General features: G+C 60.8%; 13 protein-coding genes. 3 read left to right on the forward strand and 10 right to left on the reverse strand.

Features of this window, described 5'->3' with window-relative positions; genetic code table 11:
• Positions 1-128: 128 nt before the first annotated feature.
• Positions 129-893 carry an SDR family NAD(P)-dependent oxidoreductase gene (locus ABLU87_RS18255; protein WP_032748618.1) on the forward strand — a complete coding sequence of 255 codons (765 nt, stop codon included), beginning with the start codon at positions 129-131 and terminating at the stop codon, positions 891-893.
• A 701-nt stretch (positions 894-1,594) separates the two neighbouring features.
• Here ABLU87_RS18255 and ABLU87_RS18260 read toward each other — a convergent pair.
• The 4 genes from ABLU87_RS18260 to ABLU87_RS18275 are packed head-to-tail and all read right to left on the reverse strand — an operon-like array spanning position 1,595 to position 4,570.
• On the reverse strand, positions 1,595-2,356 hold the full coding sequence (locus ABLU87_RS18260; protein ID WP_014228328.1) for an amino acid ABC transporter ATP-binding protein: 762 nt from the start codon (positions 2,354-2,356) through the stop codon (positions 1,595-1,597).
• Positions 2,349-3,014, reverse strand: a complete 666-nt coding sequence (locus ABLU87_RS18265; protein ID WP_025107058.1) for an amino acid ABC transporter permease — start codon at positions 3,012-3,014, stop codon at positions 2,349-2,351. Before ABLU87_RS18265 ends, ABLU87_RS18260 begins: the two co-directional genes overlap by 8 nt.
• A gap of 14 nt (positions 3,015-3,028) precedes the next feature.
• A complete protein-coding gene (locus ABLU87_RS18270; protein ID WP_004100025.1) occupies positions 3,029-3,670 on the reverse strand; it encodes an amino acid ABC transporter permease in 642 nt (213 codons plus the stop codon).
• A gap of 48 nt (positions 3,671-3,718) precedes the next feature.
• On the reverse strand, positions 3,719-4,570 hold the full coding sequence (locus ABLU87_RS18275) for a transporter substrate-binding domain-containing protein (RefSeq protein ID WP_004848610.1): 852 nt from the start codon (positions 4,568-4,570) through the stop codon (positions 3,719-3,721).
• 234 nt (positions 4,571-4,804) lie between these two features.
• Here ABLU87_RS18275 and ABLU87_RS18280 point away from each other — a divergent pair, with 234 nt between their 5' ends.
• Positions 4,805-6,271 (forward strand): PLP-dependent aminotransferase family protein, encoded by a 1,467-nt coding sequence (locus ABLU87_RS18280; protein ID WP_348865999.1) that lies wholly within the window; start codon positions 4,805-4,807, stop codon positions 6,269-6,271.
• Between the two features lie 31 nt (positions 6,272-6,302).
• On the opposite strand, the gene ABLU87_RS18285 is transcribed toward ABLU87_RS18280, so the two are convergent.
• Positions 6,303-6,950 carry a LysE family translocator gene (locus ABLU87_RS18285; protein ID WP_064375852.1) on the reverse strand — a complete coding sequence of 216 codons (648 nt, stop codon included), beginning with the start codon at positions 6,948-6,950 and terminating at the stop codon, positions 6,303-6,305.
• A 275-nt stretch (positions 6,951-7,225) separates the two neighbouring features.
• The gene (locus tag ABLU87_RS18290) at positions 7,226-8,560 is read right to left on the reverse strand and encodes a PLP-dependent aminotransferase family protein (protein ID WP_049101413.1); all 1,335 of its coding nucleotides are present in this window, start codon (positions 8,558-8,560) and stop codon (positions 7,226-7,228) included.
• Between the two features lie 108 nt (positions 8,561-8,668).
• On the opposite strand from ABLU87_RS18290, the gene ABLU87_RS18295 reads away from it, so the two are divergent.
• Positions 8,669-9,559, forward strand: a complete 891-nt coding sequence (locus ABLU87_RS18295; RefSeq protein WP_116280141.1) for a DMT family transporter — start codon at positions 8,669-8,671, stop codon at positions 9,557-9,559.
• Between the two features lie 270 nt (positions 9,560-9,829).
• Here the strand turns inward: ABLU87_RS18295 and ABLU87_RS18300 are convergent, their stop codons facing one another.
• Genes ABLU87_RS18300 through ABLU87_RS18315 form a run of 4 tightly spaced genes read right to left on the reverse strand, consistent with a single transcriptional unit; the run spans position 9,830 to position 14,334 of the window.
• Positions 9,830-11,098, reverse strand: coding sequence for a Zn-dependent hydrolase (locus tag ABLU87_RS18300; protein WP_122117668.1), 1,269 nt, complete (start codon positions 11,096-11,098; stop codon positions 9,830-9,832).
• Positions 11,088-12,272 (reverse strand): amidase, encoded by a 1,185-nt coding sequence (locus ABLU87_RS18305; RefSeq protein WP_032748603.1) that lies wholly within the window; start codon positions 12,270-12,272, stop codon positions 11,088-11,090. Before ABLU87_RS18305 ends, ABLU87_RS18300 begins: the two co-directional genes overlap by 11 nt.
• A gap of 18 nt (positions 12,273-12,290) precedes the next feature.
• The gene (locus ABLU87_RS18310; RefSeq protein ID WP_122117669.1) at positions 12,291-13,301 is read right to left on the reverse strand and encodes an ABC transporter ATP-binding protein; all 1,011 of its coding nucleotides are present in this window, start codon (positions 13,299-13,301) and stop codon (positions 12,291-12,293) included.
• Entirely contained in the window at positions 13,291-14,334 is a 1,044-nt protein-coding gene (locus ABLU87_RS18315) for an ABC transporter ATP-binding protein (RefSeq protein ID WP_004848592.1), read from the reverse strand. Before ABLU87_RS18315 ends, ABLU87_RS18310 begins: the two co-directional genes overlap by 11 nt.

Genomic DNA, 14,334 nt, shown 5'->3' on the forward strand with positions numbered 1-14,334 from the left:
AGAAACGGATAGAGCCAGTCAGGCGAAAATGATGTGACACCGTGTCACATCGCCGCGCGCCGACTGGCCCTGTGCCCGCACGCGCGCGGTTTTTATAGTGGGAGCGACAACCTGCACAGGAGAATGAAATGGCAACGAGCAAAGTGGTGTTTATTACCGGGGCGACCTCGGGATTTGGGGAAGCAGCGGCGCAGGTCTTCGCCGATGCGGGCTGGTCGCTGGTGCTGAGCGGACGCCGCTTTGAGCGGCTGAAGACGCTACAGGATAAGCTCGCCTCGCAGGTGCCGGTGCACATTATCGAACTCGACGTACGCGATAGCGATGCGGTGGCCGCGGCCGTGGCGGCGCTGCCCGCGGGCTTCGCCGATATCACGACGCTGATTAACAACGCCGGGCTGGCGCTGTCGCCGCAGCCCGCGCAGAAAGTGGATCTGGACGACTGGAAAACGATGATCGACACCAACGTCACCGGGCTGGTCAACGTGACCCACGCGCTGCTGCCGACGCTGATTAACCACGGCGCGGGGGCGAGCATCATCAATATTGGCTCTATCGCCGGGCAGTGGCCCTATCCCGGCAGCCACGTCTACGGCGCCAGTAAGGCTTTCGTGAAGCAGTTCAGCTATAACCTGCGCTGCGATCTGCTCGGGACCGGGGTGCGCGTGACCGATCTCGCACCGGGCATTGCCGAAACGGAATTTACCCTGGTGCGCACCAAAGGCGACCAGGCGGCGTCGGACAACCTGTATCGCGGTACCACGCCGCTGAGCGCGCGGGATATTGCCGAACAGATGTTCTACATCGCCACGCTGCCGGACCATATGAATATCAACCGGGTCGAGGTGATGCCGGTGCGTCAGGCCTGGCAGCCGTTCGCCATCGATCGGGATTAAGGTTTGGTAGAGCGGACAGGCGCGTCAAGCGCCGCTTCCGGGAGAGTTTCATGCAGCTACGGATATGTCTCTGAAACAACGTGTTATGCAGCGATGCCCTGGCCCCCGCTGAAATCGGCGAACCGGAGGACCGAAGACAAGGGCTGGCCGCCAGGGATGGCGGACAGAGGCGAATCGAGACAGTGATGTCGAGTTGAGCCGACCTCGGGCTGAGGACCGGGAGGTGAGCGCAGTGCGCAGCACCGATTTCTTTGCGGGACCGCGGGGATTGTAAAGGGGGAGACGGTTTTCTCCCCCTTTACCCGTTCACGTACCACGGTGAGACATTTTCTGCGAAATAGCGGTGAACGGAACCCCTCAACAGCGTCCCGGAGGCGGCGCTTGACGCGCCTGTCAGGGCTACCCAATCTGCCACCCTCCAACACCGAGCCCGGAAATCCCGGGTCGCGGCGTAAACGCCTTACCCGGGCTACTCCCCTGCATATCATGTTGTTTCAGAGGCATATCGTAGCTGCATGAAACTCCCCCGGAGGCGGCGCTTGACGCGCCTGTCCGGGCTACTCGATCTGCCTCCCTCAGGCACCGAGCCCAGAAATCCCGGGTCGCGGCGTAAACGCCTTACCCGGGCTACTCCCCGCTGACGGCTGGAACCCCGTAGCCCCGGTAAGCGCAGCGCGACCGGGGAGAACGGCCGCTGATGCTTACCGACTGCTCTGCAAAAACTGCCTGACGCGCTCGGAATCCGGGTTGGTGAAAAACTTCTCCGGCGGCGCTTTCTCAATCAACAACCCCTTCTCTAGAAACACCACCTCATCCGAGACCTGGCGCGCAAAATCCATCTCGTGGGTCACCACCACCATCGTGTAGCCCTCGGCGGCCAGCGCCTTCATTACCCCCAGCACCTCATTGACCAGCTCGGGGTCCAGCGCCGACGTCGGCTCATCAAACAGAATCACCTCCGGCGACATCGCCAGCGAACGGGCAATCGCCACCCGCTGCTTCTGTCCGCCGGAGAGCGTAATCGGGTAAACGTCGGCTTTATGCGCCATCCCCACTTTCTCCAGCTGCTGCATGGCGATAGCTTTCGCTTCATCACGCTTCATCCCCTTCACGTGCAGCAGCGCTTCGCTGACGTTCTGCTGCACCGTCAGGTGCGGCCACAGGTTAAAGCTCTGAAACACCATGCCAACCCGCTCGCGGATTTTCGACAGCTGGCGATGGGACATCGCGCGGCCATTATGCTCATCAATCCCCAGCCGCTGGCCGCTGATGCGGATCTCGCCGCGATCCGGCTGTTCCAGCCAGTTCATGCAGCGCAGCAGCGTCGATTTACCCGACCCCGACGAGCCGAGAATGCTCACCACGGTCCCCTTTTCTACCGTCAGGTTGATATCACGCAGAACTTCCACGTTATCAAACTGTTTAGAGACGTTTTTGACGCTTACAGCAGTAGTATCAGACATGACTCATTCCTCTTCTGACTCCCCAGGCGCTCAGGCGTTTAATCAGCAGCTCCACCAGGATGCTGATCGCCCAGTAGAGCCCAATCGCGACGATAAAAGCGTTAAACGGGATAAAATAGGTGGCCTGCACGCTGTTAGCCGCGGCGGTTATCTCCTGGACGGTGATAATGCTGAGGAAAGCGGTATCTTTCAGGCAGATAATCAGCTGGTTCCCCATCAGCGGGAGCGCGGAAGAGAGAATATTGGGCAGAATAATGCGGCGGAATATTTTGTAGCGCGAAAACCCCTGCGCGACCGCCGCCTCGATATAGCCACCGGAAAATACCCGCCGCTGGCTGCGCAAAATCTCAAAGAAATAGGCGCCGTGGTAGATAATTAAGGCAATTAAGCCGGCGGTCCAGGGCTCCATACTAATACCCACTTGCGGCAGCCCGTAATAGAGCAAATAGGCGAGGATCAAAAAGGGAATCGCCCGCATTAAGCTGACAAAGGCAATAATAAGCCGGTTAAGGGTTTTCTTTTGATATTCGCTTAAATAGCACAGGACAACGCCGATAATTAATCCAGCAATTGCCGCGGTAATAAAAAGCTCAAGGGTGGCGAGTAAACCGGCAATAAAGCTGTCGCGCACCGACCAGATAACGGCCCACTGATTCATAGCACCTCCCGTATTTATCGTGCCAGACGCTTCGCTTTACGCTCGGCCATTCCCTGCAGTTTCAGCAGCAGGCCAATAATCACCACGTACAGCAGACCCGCCGCCAGAATTGGCGAAAGCGGTTCATAGGTGACCGAAGAAATCCGGTTGGTGACGCGCGTCAAATCCACCACGCCAATCACCGCAATGGCCGGACTGCCCTTAATCAGGAACGACATCTCGTTAACCAGCGCGGGCAGGCTTTCAATCCACATCTGCGGCAGCATGATGTAGCGGAAGTAGGCCCAGCGGCGCATCCCGACCGACTCCGCCGCTTCCCGCTGTTCGCGGGGAAAAGTGCGAAAGGCGTTGCGCCAGATTTCGGCGTTAAAGGCCGAGGTATTGAGCGTCAGCGCCACTATCGCTGCTACGTTTTTGTCGAGGTTAATCCCGACGGTCGGCAGAGAAAGAAACAGGAACAGCACCAGCGTGACCAGCGGCGTCGCGCGGGCGAGGCTGATATAGACCACCAGCAGTTGATCGATAACCGGAATGCGCAGCATGCGCACCAGCGCAATCAGCAGGCCAATCACCACCCCAAAGGCAATAGCGATGGCCGAAATCCAGAGGGTCGTCCATGCGCCTTCAATCAGTAACTGCCAGGAAATTGCATCCATGAAGCCCTCCTTCACTCAACGGGCGGCGGTTACCCGCCGCAGAACGCATTACAGACCGGCCAATTTATGGAACTGTTCCGGGCTGGTGATTGGCACGTTCGGAAGATCGTCATAGGTTTCGCCAAACCACTTTTTCTGGAGTTCCGCAAGCTTGCCGGTCTCCTTCATGTGGTTCATAAACTTGGTCATATAGGCCAGCAGCTGCGGCGAGTTTTTCGGGATCGGCCAGGCCATATAGCCCGGGCCGGATACCGCCAGACCTTTGGCGAACACCTTCGGCTTGGCCTTCGCCAGGTCGTTGACCGAGATAACCACGTTAATCACGTAGTCCAGGCGTTTGTTGGCAAGATCGGCGTAGGCTTCCGGGTAGGAGGGATACTCCACCACCGGCCCCAGCTTACCGCCGGTTTTCTCCAGCATCGCTTTCAGTTCCGGCAGCCTTGCCAGCAGCGCGCTGCCCGCCTGTACGCCCACCTTTTTCCCGCTCAGTTCGGCAATGGTGTTCAATGAATTATCGCCCGCGCGTTTGACAAAATAGTGCTGCGCTGACGCCCACGGCGGCGTGAAATCAAAGACCTTGAGACGGTCGTCGGTAATTACCGCGCCGGTTAAGGCCATATCGTATTGCCCGGTAGAAACCGCCGCCAGTAATCCGGTCCACGGCAAAATGCTCTGGTCGACGTTGAATTTCGCGTATTTGCGTAATTCATCGAGCATATCTTTGTTGAAGCCATCCGCCTGGCCGTTATTCATAAAGTTAAAAGGCGCGTAATCATCTTCGGTTGCGACTTTCAGGGTGCCGGATTTTTCTATTTCCGGAAGATCCGCGGCGGCTGCGTGATAAGAAAAGGCCATCGCCATGATGGCACCCAGACAAATTGAACCTAATGATTTTTTCATTAATTCACCCCTAATTAATTCGCCAGACGTGTTCACTCCAGAACATGAAAAGGTTTTGCAAAATATGTGCCGACGGAAGTTCCGGTCCGCGACTGATGAATACGTTTTTACTGTAGGGAGCGTTTTAAATTTCCGGATAGAGCCAGATTCACCGCGCGGATGTGTCAGTCATTCTCAGGGTGGTATGGAATTTGCTCCAGTGTCTGTACTGTGCGTTTGAGTAAGGAGCCAGGCATGATCCGACACCTGTTACACGTTGATTTCGACCCGCGCCGCGGTTTGCAGGAGCAGGTGCGCGAGACGCTGATTAACGCCATTCTGGGCGGCATTTTTTCCGCCGACACGCCGCTCCCCTCCTGCCGCCAGCTGGCCAGCCAGCTGCGGGTCTCGCGCAACACCACGGCGCTGGTTTTTGAAGGGCTGGTTAACGAGGGATACCTCGTGAGTCGCCCGCGCAGCGGTTATTACCTGCATCCGGATTACCAGCACGCCAGCCCCGCTTCGGCGCCGGAAGCTGCACCGCAGGACGAGGGTTCTGCACCACGCTGGGGCACGCGGCTGCAAATCACCCCCAGCCAGCAGGAGTCGATTCTGAAACCGGCCGGCTGGATGAACTACCGCTATCCGTTTATCTACGGCCAGCCGGATACCCGCCAGTTCCCGCTGGCGACCTGGCGCTCGGCGGCAAACTGGCTGCACGGCGGGGTGCGCGACCCGGAGTGGGTGGTGGATCACATCGATCGCGACGTGCCGATGCTGATTGAGCAGATCCGCACCCGGGTGCTGCCCAAACGCGGCATTGTCGCCTCGCCGGACGAGATTCTGATTACCCTCGGTTCGCAAAACGCGCTGTACCTGCTGACGCGCCTGCTGATGTCATCCAGCACGCGCGTTGGCGTGGAGAATCCCTGCTTTCGCGAGGCTATTAACACCTTTCTGCTTGCCGATACCGATATCGTGCCGCATCCGGTGGATGAACAGGGGATCGTCCTCAACGACGCCCCCTGCGATTACTACTACGTCACCCCCGGACACCAGGTGCCAACCGGGGTGGCGATGAGCAAAGCGCGGCGCGACCAGCTGCTGGAGCATGCCGCTCGCCATGATGCGGTGATTATTGAGGACGATTACGACTCTGAAAGTAACTTTATGCTCAACCCGCTGCCGGCGCTGAAGGCCAGCGATCGCTGCGGAAGAGTGATCTACGTGAGCAGCCTGTCAAAAGCGCTATCGCCGGGCCTGCGGCTGGGCTTTATGGTCGCTGACCCGGATCTGATTGACGAAGCCCGGGCGCTGCGGCGGCTGGTGTATCGTCATCCGCCGACCAATATTCAGTATCAGATGGCCCATTTCCTCGCCCAGGGCCACTATGAAACCCACCTGCGGCGCTACCATTACGACTCTGCCCAGCGCTGGGACCGTCTCAACAACGCGCTACAGCAGCATCTGTCGGAGTGCCGCATCATCCCCGGCAGCGAACACGCCAACGCGTTCTGGCTGGCCACGCCGGAGCAAATCAACACCCAGCAGCTGACCTGGCGCGCCGCCCACGCCGGGGTGCTGATTGAGCCCGGCGCGCGGCATTTTCTCAGCGACGCGCCGCCGGCTAATTTCTTCCGGATGGGGTTCCACGCCATTCACCCTGACGCCATCGAACAGGGCGTGGAGGTACTGCGCGGCCAGCTGGCGCAGATGGGCTGAACGCAGGGCCCCCAGCCTTAACGAGGCGGCCTCACGATGATAGCGACAAATAAGGATGAACGGCGGAAACAATAAGACCGACGGCAAAACACACAAACACGATGCCACCGGTTTTATTCAGCTTAACAAAGGCATTCCCGGACGACATTTTCGTTTTTACGCTGTGTGCGAAAAGGCCGTAGAGTGAATGAATGACAACCACCAGAATACAGAAGGTTATCGACAGCACGCTGAACTGCGGAATAAAGGGCTGCTGCGGATGAATAAACTGGGGAAACAGCGCCATAAAAAACACAATGGGTTTGGGATTAAACAACGACACCAGTACTCCCTGACGAAACCGCTGGCTGGCGGAAGGCATCGTTGAATCGCCAGAAGAGAGAGGTTGATTCAGCGCGCGGGGCACCGAGCGAAAGAGCTTTACGCCCAGATAGATCAGATAGGCCGCCCCAACCCCCTTGACTATCAACAGCGTCAGCTGAGAAGTGGTAATCATCACGCCAACGCTGCTGGCAGCAATAATCGATATGACGCCCATCCCCACCGCCACGCCGATAATCCCCGCCATTGCATTACGCAGATTATAATTCAGGGTGTTGGTCAGCGTCAGAAGCACTCCTGGCCCGGGGCTGGCAATGGTCAGGCTGGCAATCAGTATATAAAGGTAGAGCTGCTGCATTGAAAAAGGATCCTGTACAGAACAGGGCGCGGCTCCGCCCCTGAAATGATTAACAACGTCGTATCTTCAGGACGTGCGCTCGCTCAGCGTCAACAGCACAACCGTACTTGATGTGTTTTGTACACTACCGTAACAATTTTATATTGTCATCAAATTTAAAATTAACCCTATAAATCATAATAATAAAAAACAAACATTTATTTTAAGACTATTAACCCGCTATTTACCCCATAAAACGTTACTAATAAGTCACCCTATCACTCGCCGCCGAAACGCTAGCGATATTGCTCATACTCCACGGCTTCGCGAACCTGGACTAGCGCCGCGCGCAGGCTATCGAAGGGAACGGAGCCGAGGGCGATGCGGATCGCCTGCGGAACGTTCGCTGTAACGCAAAAAGGCTCGGCGGTCGACACGGAAATATGGCGCTCCATCAGCGTTTTCGCCAGCCGATCGGCCCGACTCTCCTCGCCCAGAGGCAGCCAGACAAAATACGAATCCGGATGGCTGACGAAGGGAAGCGCGCCGAGAACCTCACGGGCAACCCCCTGCCGCCGCCGCGCATCCTGGCGTTTCTGCGCTTCAAAACGCGCCACCGTGCCGTCTTCAATCCAGGCGCAGATCAGCGAACTCACCAGCGAAGGGGTGTTCCACGTGGTGGCCCGTATAGCGCGCTCAATCTCCGGCCGATAGCGGGACGGGCAGACAACCGTCCCCACGCGCAGTCCGGTGGCGACGTTTTTCGAAAAACCGGTGATATAAACCGTGCTTTCCGGCGCATAGCTGGCCACCGGCGGCGGCGGATGGCGAATCAGGCTGGCGTAGGCGGCATCTTCAATAATCAGCAGGTCGTGCTGGCGCGCGAGATCCGCCAGCGCCTGCCGCTGGCGGGCGCTGAGCACCCAGCCCAGCGGATTGTGTAGCGTCGGCATGGTATACACCGCTCGTACGCGCCGCTGCTGACACAGCACGTGAAGCGCCTGCAGATCCGGCCCGTCCGCGCGGCAGGGGATCGCCGCCAGTTCCAGATGATAGAGCGCGGCCAGGGCTTTAAAGCCCGAGTAGGTTAGCGCATCCACCGCCACCACATCGCCCGGGCGCAGGAGCCCCATCACGGTCACCGCCAGTCCGTGCTGGGCGCCGTTGACGATCAGCACATTTTCCGCGTCAGGCGCAAAACGATTGCCGGTTAAATAGCGGGCGATAATTTCGCGCTCGGAGAGCCGCCCGGCATGAGGCTGGTAGCGCAGATGAGCGTCAATATCCCCCGCCATCGCCAGTCGCCTGAGCGCCTCGCGAAGCGCATCCCCCTGCGCCGGCAGCGAAGGATAGTTGAAGTTGAGATCGACAACATCCCCCGCCAGCGCCTGCTGATCGACGCCGTGGCCCGGCGGGAGCGTGATATCCCGCACGAAGGTGCCGCGCCCGGTTTCGCCGCTGACCAGCCCCATCGCCTCCAGTTCACGATAAACGCGCGTGGCCGTGGCCAGCGAGATCCGCTCCGCGGCGGCAAGCGTACGATGCGTCGGCAGGCGGGTGCCGGCCGCCAGCTGTCCGCGATGAATCGCCTGCGCGTAGCTGTCGACAATGGTTTTGTATCGGGCTTTCATCGTGAAATGTATCTATGACAATAATTTGATTGTATTAGATTACGCACACTACCATCGCCTGAAACATTGCTCAAGCGGGCACAGCACGGTCAATATAGCGAGGTTAGCATGGTAGATTCAGTGGTTCTCAAAACGGCGCCCGGGCCGTGGTCCGGGTGGTTGAATGGTTTACTGGGCGTCATCATTTTTAGCGGTTCGCTGCCCGCGACCCGTCTGGCGGTGCTCGATATGGACCCGTTCCTGCTGACCTTTCTGCGCGCCTCCATCGCCGGGCTCCTCGCCATCGCGCTGCTGGCAGGCTTTCGCCAGAAACGGCCGCGCGCGTCGCAGCTTGTGCCGCTTGCCATCGTCTCGTCAGGGGTGGTGATCGGCTTTCCGCTGCTCACGGCGCTGGCCCTGCGGCACGTCACGTCAGCGCATTCGATCGTTTTTATCGGGCTATTGCCGCTGATGACGGCCATTTTTGGCGTACTGCGCGGCGGAGAACGTCCGCGCCGCGCTTTCTGGATCTTTTCGGTTATTGGCAGCCTGCTGGTGGTGGGATTCGCCCTGACGCAAAACGCGGCGGCGTCGCTCAGCGGCGATCTGCTGATGCTGGCGGCGGTGATCGTCTGCGGCCTCGGCTATGCGGAGGGCGCGAAGCTGACCCGGGAGCTCGGCGGCTGGCAGGTGATTAGCTGGGCGCTGATTATGGCGCTGCCTTTTATGCTGGTGGCCTCGTGGATGACCCGGCCAGCGTCATGGGGCGCTATATCGCCTTCCGCCTGGATCGCGCTCGGCTATGTGTCGCTCTTTAGCATGCTTATCGGCTTTATTTTCTGGTACAAAGGGCTCGCCGCTGGCGGTATCGCCGCCGTCGGCCAGCTCCAGCTATTACAGCCGTTCTTCGGGCTTGGCCTGGCGGCGGCGCTTTTGCATGAAACCGTCAGCCCATTGATGCTGGCCGTGACGCTGGGCGTGATTCTGTGCGTTATCGGTTCGCGCAAATTTGGCAGCTAGCCTGTATTGCCCTTGTAGCCCGGAAATCCCGGGTCGCGGCGTAAACGCCTTACCCGGGCTACCGCCCCGCAGACGGCTGGAAACCCGTAGCCCTTGTAGCCCGGAGGCGGCGCTTGACGCGCCTGTCCGGGCTACCCAATCTGCCTCCCTCAGGCTCCGGGCCCGAAAATCCCGGGTCGCGGCGTAAACGCCTTACCCGGGCTACTCCCCCGCAGGCGGCTGGAAACCCGTAGCCCCGGTAAGCGCAGCGCGACCGGGGAGAGCGGCCGTTTATACCACCCGCGCGTACTGCAGCATCACCTGCAGCAGCACGTTCGCGCCGGCCTCAACGTGCTCCGGCGACGCATACTCAATTTCGTTGTGGCTGATCCCGTCCCTGCAGGGGATAAAAATCATCCCGGTTGGCGCCAGGTAGCTCATATACACCGCGTCGTGCCCGGCGCCGGAGACAATCTCCCGCGCCGGATAGCCCAGCCGCTGCGCGGCGTCGGCGATCGCCGCCTGGCAATCCGGGTGGAACGGCGCCGCTGGATAGTGGCTCACCTCTTTCAGCGCCACCTTCAGGCCGCTCTCCCGCTCAACCCCGGCGATAAACGCCCGCAGCTGGCGGTCCATCTCATCCACCAGCGCATCGCTGAGATTACGCATATCAATCGAAAAAGTGACCTCTCCCGGCACCACGTTGCGGCTGTTCGGATAGACCTGCACCCTCCCTACCGTACCGCGCCCTTCCTCGCTGCGCCCGGCGATCGCCACGACCTCCTGCATAATGCGGGTCGCCACCTGCAGCGCATCCTGACGCAGGCGCATCGGCGTCGGTCCGGCGTGGGACTCCTGGCCGGTCACCACGCAGTCATACCAGCGGATCCCCAGCACGCCCTGCACGATACCGATAGTTTTCGCTTCATCTTCCAGAATCGGCCCCTGTTCAATATGCGCTTCGAAGTAGGCGCCAATCGGATGATCGCCCGGCGTCTGGCTGCCGATATAGCCGATGCGCGCCAGCTCCTCGCCCACGGTTTTACCGTCCGCATCCTGCGCGGCATAGACAGTTTCCAGCGGGAATACCCCGGCAAACACCCCGGAGCCCATCATCACCGGCACAAAGCGCGAGCCCTCTTCGTTGGTCCAGAACACCACTTCAATCGGCGCTTCGGTTTCGATATGCCGATCGTTCAGGGTGCGCACCACCTCCAGCGCCGCCAGCACGCCGTAGTTGCCATCAAATTTGCCGCCGGTGGGCTGGGTATCAATATGGCTGCCGGAGACAATCGGCGGCAGCGCCGGATTACGCCCTTCCCGGCGCATAAAGACGTTGCCGATTTTATCGACGGTGACGCGCATCCCCGCCGCCTGCGCCCAGCTAATCACCAAATCCCGACCCTGGCGATCGAGATCGGTGAGCGTCAGACGACAGCAGCCGCCCTTCGGCGTGGCGCCGATTTCCGCCAGCGCCATCAGCGACTCCCACAGACGCTCGCCGTTAACCCGGCAGTCGGTGGTTTCGGTCATCGGGGTAAAAAGGACATCACTGCTCATTTCGGTCTCCTTGCATAAACGCGGCGGCCAGCTCGACCAGCAGACGATCGCTGCCGCGCGGGCCTAAAAATGACATCCCCAGCGGCAGACCGCCCGTCTGGGCGACCGGCAGCGTCACCTGCGGACGTTGGGTCATCACGGAAATTAACAGCAGGTCGTGAGACAGGCGCCGGACCGCTTCTATCTCTTCGGCCTGCGCCGTCAGCAGCGGCGCGCCATCGGGAACGGTCGGCATCACCAGGACCGCATCGCCCAGCTGCGCGTCCCACCAGGCGGTAAAACGCTCGCGCAGCTGGCAGGCGGCGTCAAACTGCGCGCGGGTGACCGCTTTGCCCCAGAAAAAGCGCTCGCGGACGTCCGGGCCTAGCTGCAGACCATAGCGCTCAATGGTTTCGCCCTGCGCCTGCCACGCTTCGTAGCCCTGAATCTGGCGGAAGGCGAGATAAATATCGTCCGCGTCGGGCAGCGGCGCATCGAGCGGCGCTAACGGGCCGAAAAAGCGCGCCAGCCGTTGGCGGACCGGCAGCAGCGCCTGCTGGCTGCGCAGCGGCAGGCGGGAAAACAGCCCATCGTGGCAGGCCAGCCGCACGCCGTCGAAATCCGCGCGTTCATCGTCGAACAGACAAGCGGCGACGGCGGAAAAGACCTCCGGCGAGCGGGCAAAGAAGCCGCAGGTGTCCATGGTGGCGCACAGCGGCTGGCAGCCGTCGAGGGAGAGACGGCCGTGGGTTGGACGCAGGCCAAACAGTCCGCAGTAGCTCGCCGGCGTGCGTACCGAGCCGCCGGTATCGCTGCCGAGGGCAAAGTCGCACGCCGCGTTCGATACCGCCGACGCCGAGCCGGACGACGATCCGCCGGGTATATGATTCGGCGCGGCGCCGTTGCGCGGGGTACCGTAATGCACGTTGTGCCCGCTCATCGAATACGCCAGCTCGCTGGTATGGGTTTTGCCGATAAAGCGCGCGCCGTTATCTAACAGCTTTTGCACCACCGGCGCGGTGCGGTTTTTAATCCCGGACAGCGCCAGCAGGTGCGGATTGCCCCCGCCGGTTGGGTAGCCCGCCACGTCGAACAGATCTTTGACCGCAAAGGTTAAGCCGCTCAGCGGCCCGCTGAGCGCATGCGCCACCGGATGCGGCGGATAGGGCATAAAGGCGCGAATGTCGTCCTGCATGATGGTTTCCTCCTGGCCTCAGGCGTAAAGCGCCTGGTTTTCAACGGACGGGCTCAGCTCACGCCAGCGATGGCAACTTACCACGTGACGCGGCCCGGCCGGTTCGGTCGTCGGCTGGCTTTGCGCGCAGGCGGGGCGCGCGTGTGGACAGCGTTCGGCAAACGCGCAGCCCGGCGGCAGGCACGAGAGATCCGGCGGCGAGCCGGGAATACAGTGCAGCGCATCGCCCTTTTTCAGCCCCTCTTTCGGCCGGCTGCCCAGCAGCACCTGGGTATAGGGATGGCGCGGACGATACAGAATCTCCTCGATCGACGCCTCCTCCACGATGCGCCCGGCGTACATCACCGCCACCCGGTCGGCGATCTCCACCGCCGCGCCGATATCATGGGTCACAAATATAATCGACAGATCGCGCTGCTTTTGCTGCTCACGCAGCAGAATCAGGATCTGGATTTGCACCGTGGCATCGAGGGCGGTGGTCGGCTCATCCGCCAGCAGCAGCTGCGGGTTGCAGGAGAGCGCGAGGGCAATCATCGCCCGCTGGCGCATCCCGCCGGACATCTCGTGCGGGTAAGCATCCAGCCGCCGCTCGGGGCTCGGAATGCGCACCTGACGCAGCGCCTCCAGCGCCCTTTCCCGCGCCGCCTGCCGCGACAGGCCTTCATGGCGACGCAGCCCCTCGACAATCTGCTGGCCCACGGTATAGACCGGGTCGAAGGCCAGCAGCGGCTCCTGGAAAATCATCGCGCAGCACGCGCCGCGGTAGCGCCGCAGCTGCCCGGCGCTCATGTTCAACACATCCTCTTCCCCGACCCTCAGGGTACCGGAAAGCACGCTGCTTTTCGGCGGGTGCAGCCGCATCAGGGCGCGCAGAGTGACGCTTTTCCCGGAGCCAGACTCGCCGATCAGCGCCATCACCTCGCCTTTTTGCACATCAAAGGAGACGCCGTTGACCGCGTTGACCGTCTGACCGTCGCGGCGAAACTCAACCCGCAGGTCACGGATATGGACGTAGGCTTCATGCGACATGGCTGACCTCCTGAATGGCGATATTTTGATGCCAGGGCGACGCGGGCTGCGCCATCAGGCAGGCGCTCTGGTGCCCCTCGCCGACGCTTTCGAGCGTCGGTTTCACCTCGGCGCACACCGCTCTGGCGTGCGGGCAGCGGGTATGAAAGCGGCAGCCGGAGGGCGGAGAAATCGGGCTGGGCGGATCGCCGCTCAGCGGCGAGGTTAAGGTGCGATTGTGCGGGTCCATTGACGGCATCGAGCTTAACAGCGCCCGGGTATAGGGGTGGGCCGAGGCGGTAAACAGCTGCTCCGCCGGGCCAATCTCCACCACCTCGCCGAGATACATCACCAGAATGCGGTCCGACAGCCAGCGCACCACGTGCAGATCGTGGCTGATAAACACATAGGTCAGCGCCAGCGTCCGCTTCAGCTCCTGCAGCAGCTGCAGCACCTGAGCTTCCACCGACTTATCCAGCGCCGAGACGGCCTCGTCGAGGATCACCAGCCGGGGCTTCATCGCCAGCGCGCGGGCAATATTCACCCGCTGGCGCTGGCCGCCGGAAAGCGCGTGCGGATAACGATGGGCAAAACGTTCCGGCTCAAGGCCGACGTGCGCCAGCAGATAGCGGGCGTACTCGCTGGCCTCTTTGGCGCTGACGCCGTGTACCCGCTGGCCGAACGCAATGCTCTCTTCCATAGTCATGCGCGGGTTGAGCGAGGCGTAGCTATCCTGGAAAACCATCTGCACCTGGCGGCGATACGCTTTCATCGGCAGGCGCGATGAACCCACCTCCAGACCATCGAAGATCAGCTCCCCGCTGTCCTGCTTAAGCAGCTGCATCAGCAGCCGCGCGGTGGTGGATTTACCGCAGCCTGACTCCCCCACCACGCCGAGGGTTTCGCCTTTGATCACCGAAAAACTGACGTCGTCCACCGCCTGCACCACTTCGCGCGCTTTGCCGCCGCCGGCGGGAAAATGTTTCAGCAGATTGTTGACCTTCAGCAGCGGCTGCGCCGGTCCGCCGAGGTCGATATTGATAAAGGGTTGCAT

The sequence above is a fragment of the Klebsiella sp. CB_Kp196 genome (genome assembly GCF_040061575.1).
Taxonomy (GTDB): domain Bacteria; phylum Pseudomonadota; class Gammaproteobacteria; order Enterobacterales; family Enterobacteriaceae; genus Klebsiella; species Klebsiella michiganensis.

Excerpts from the sequence above, each read along its gene's own strand:
- ABLU87_RS18255 (WP_032748618.1), top strand. The coding sequence starts at position 129 with ATGGCAACGAGCAAAGTGGTGTTTATTACCGGGGCGACCTCGGGATTT.
- ABLU87_RS18270 (WP_004100025.1), bottom strand. The coding sequence starts at position 3,670 with ATGGATGCAATTTCCTGGCAGTTACTGATTGAAGGCGCATGGACGACC.
- ABLU87_RS18285 (WP_064375852.1), bottom strand. The coding sequence starts at position 6,950 with ATGCAGCAGCTCTACCTTTATATACTGATTGCCAGCCTGACCATTGCC.
- ABLU87_RS18305 (WP_032748603.1), bottom strand. The coding sequence starts at position 12,272 with ATGCAGGACGACATTCGCGCCTTTATGCCCTATCCGCCGCATCCGGTG.
- ABLU87_RS18280 (WP_348865999.1), top strand. The coding sequence starts at position 4,805 with ATGATCCGACACCTGTTACACGTTGATTTCGACCCGCGCCGCGGTTTG.
- ABLU87_RS18310 (WP_122117669.1), bottom strand. The coding sequence starts at position 13,301 with ATGTCGCATGAAGCCTACGTCCATATCCGTGACCTGCGGGTTGAGTTT.
- ABLU87_RS18290 (WP_049101413.1), bottom strand. The coding sequence starts at position 8,560 with ATGAAAGCCCGATACAAAACCATTGTCGACAGCTACGCGCAGGCGATT.
- ABLU87_RS18295 (WP_116280141.1), top strand. The coding sequence starts at position 8,669 with ATGGTAGATTCAGTGGTTCTCAAAACGGCGCCCGGGCCGTGGTCCGGG.
- ABLU87_RS18275 (WP_004848610.1), bottom strand. The coding sequence starts at position 4,570 with ATGAAAAAATCATTAGGTTCAATTTGTCTGGGTGCCATCATGGCGATG.
- ABLU87_RS18265 (WP_025107058.1), bottom strand. The coding sequence starts at position 3,014 with ATGAATCAGTGGGCCGTTATCTGGTCGGTGCGCGACAGCTTTATTGCC.
- ABLU87_RS18260 (WP_014228328.1), bottom strand. The coding sequence starts at position 2,356 with ATGTCTGATACTACTGCTGTAAGCGTCAAAAACGTCTCTAAACAGTTT.
- ABLU87_RS18300 (WP_122117668.1), bottom strand. The coding sequence starts at position 11,098 with ATGAGCAGTGATGTCCTTTTTACCCCGATGACCGAAACCACCGACTGC.
- ABLU87_RS18315 (WP_004848592.1), bottom strand. The coding sequence starts at position 14,334 with ATGCAACCCTTTATCAATATCGACCTCGGCGGACCGGCGCAGCCGCTG.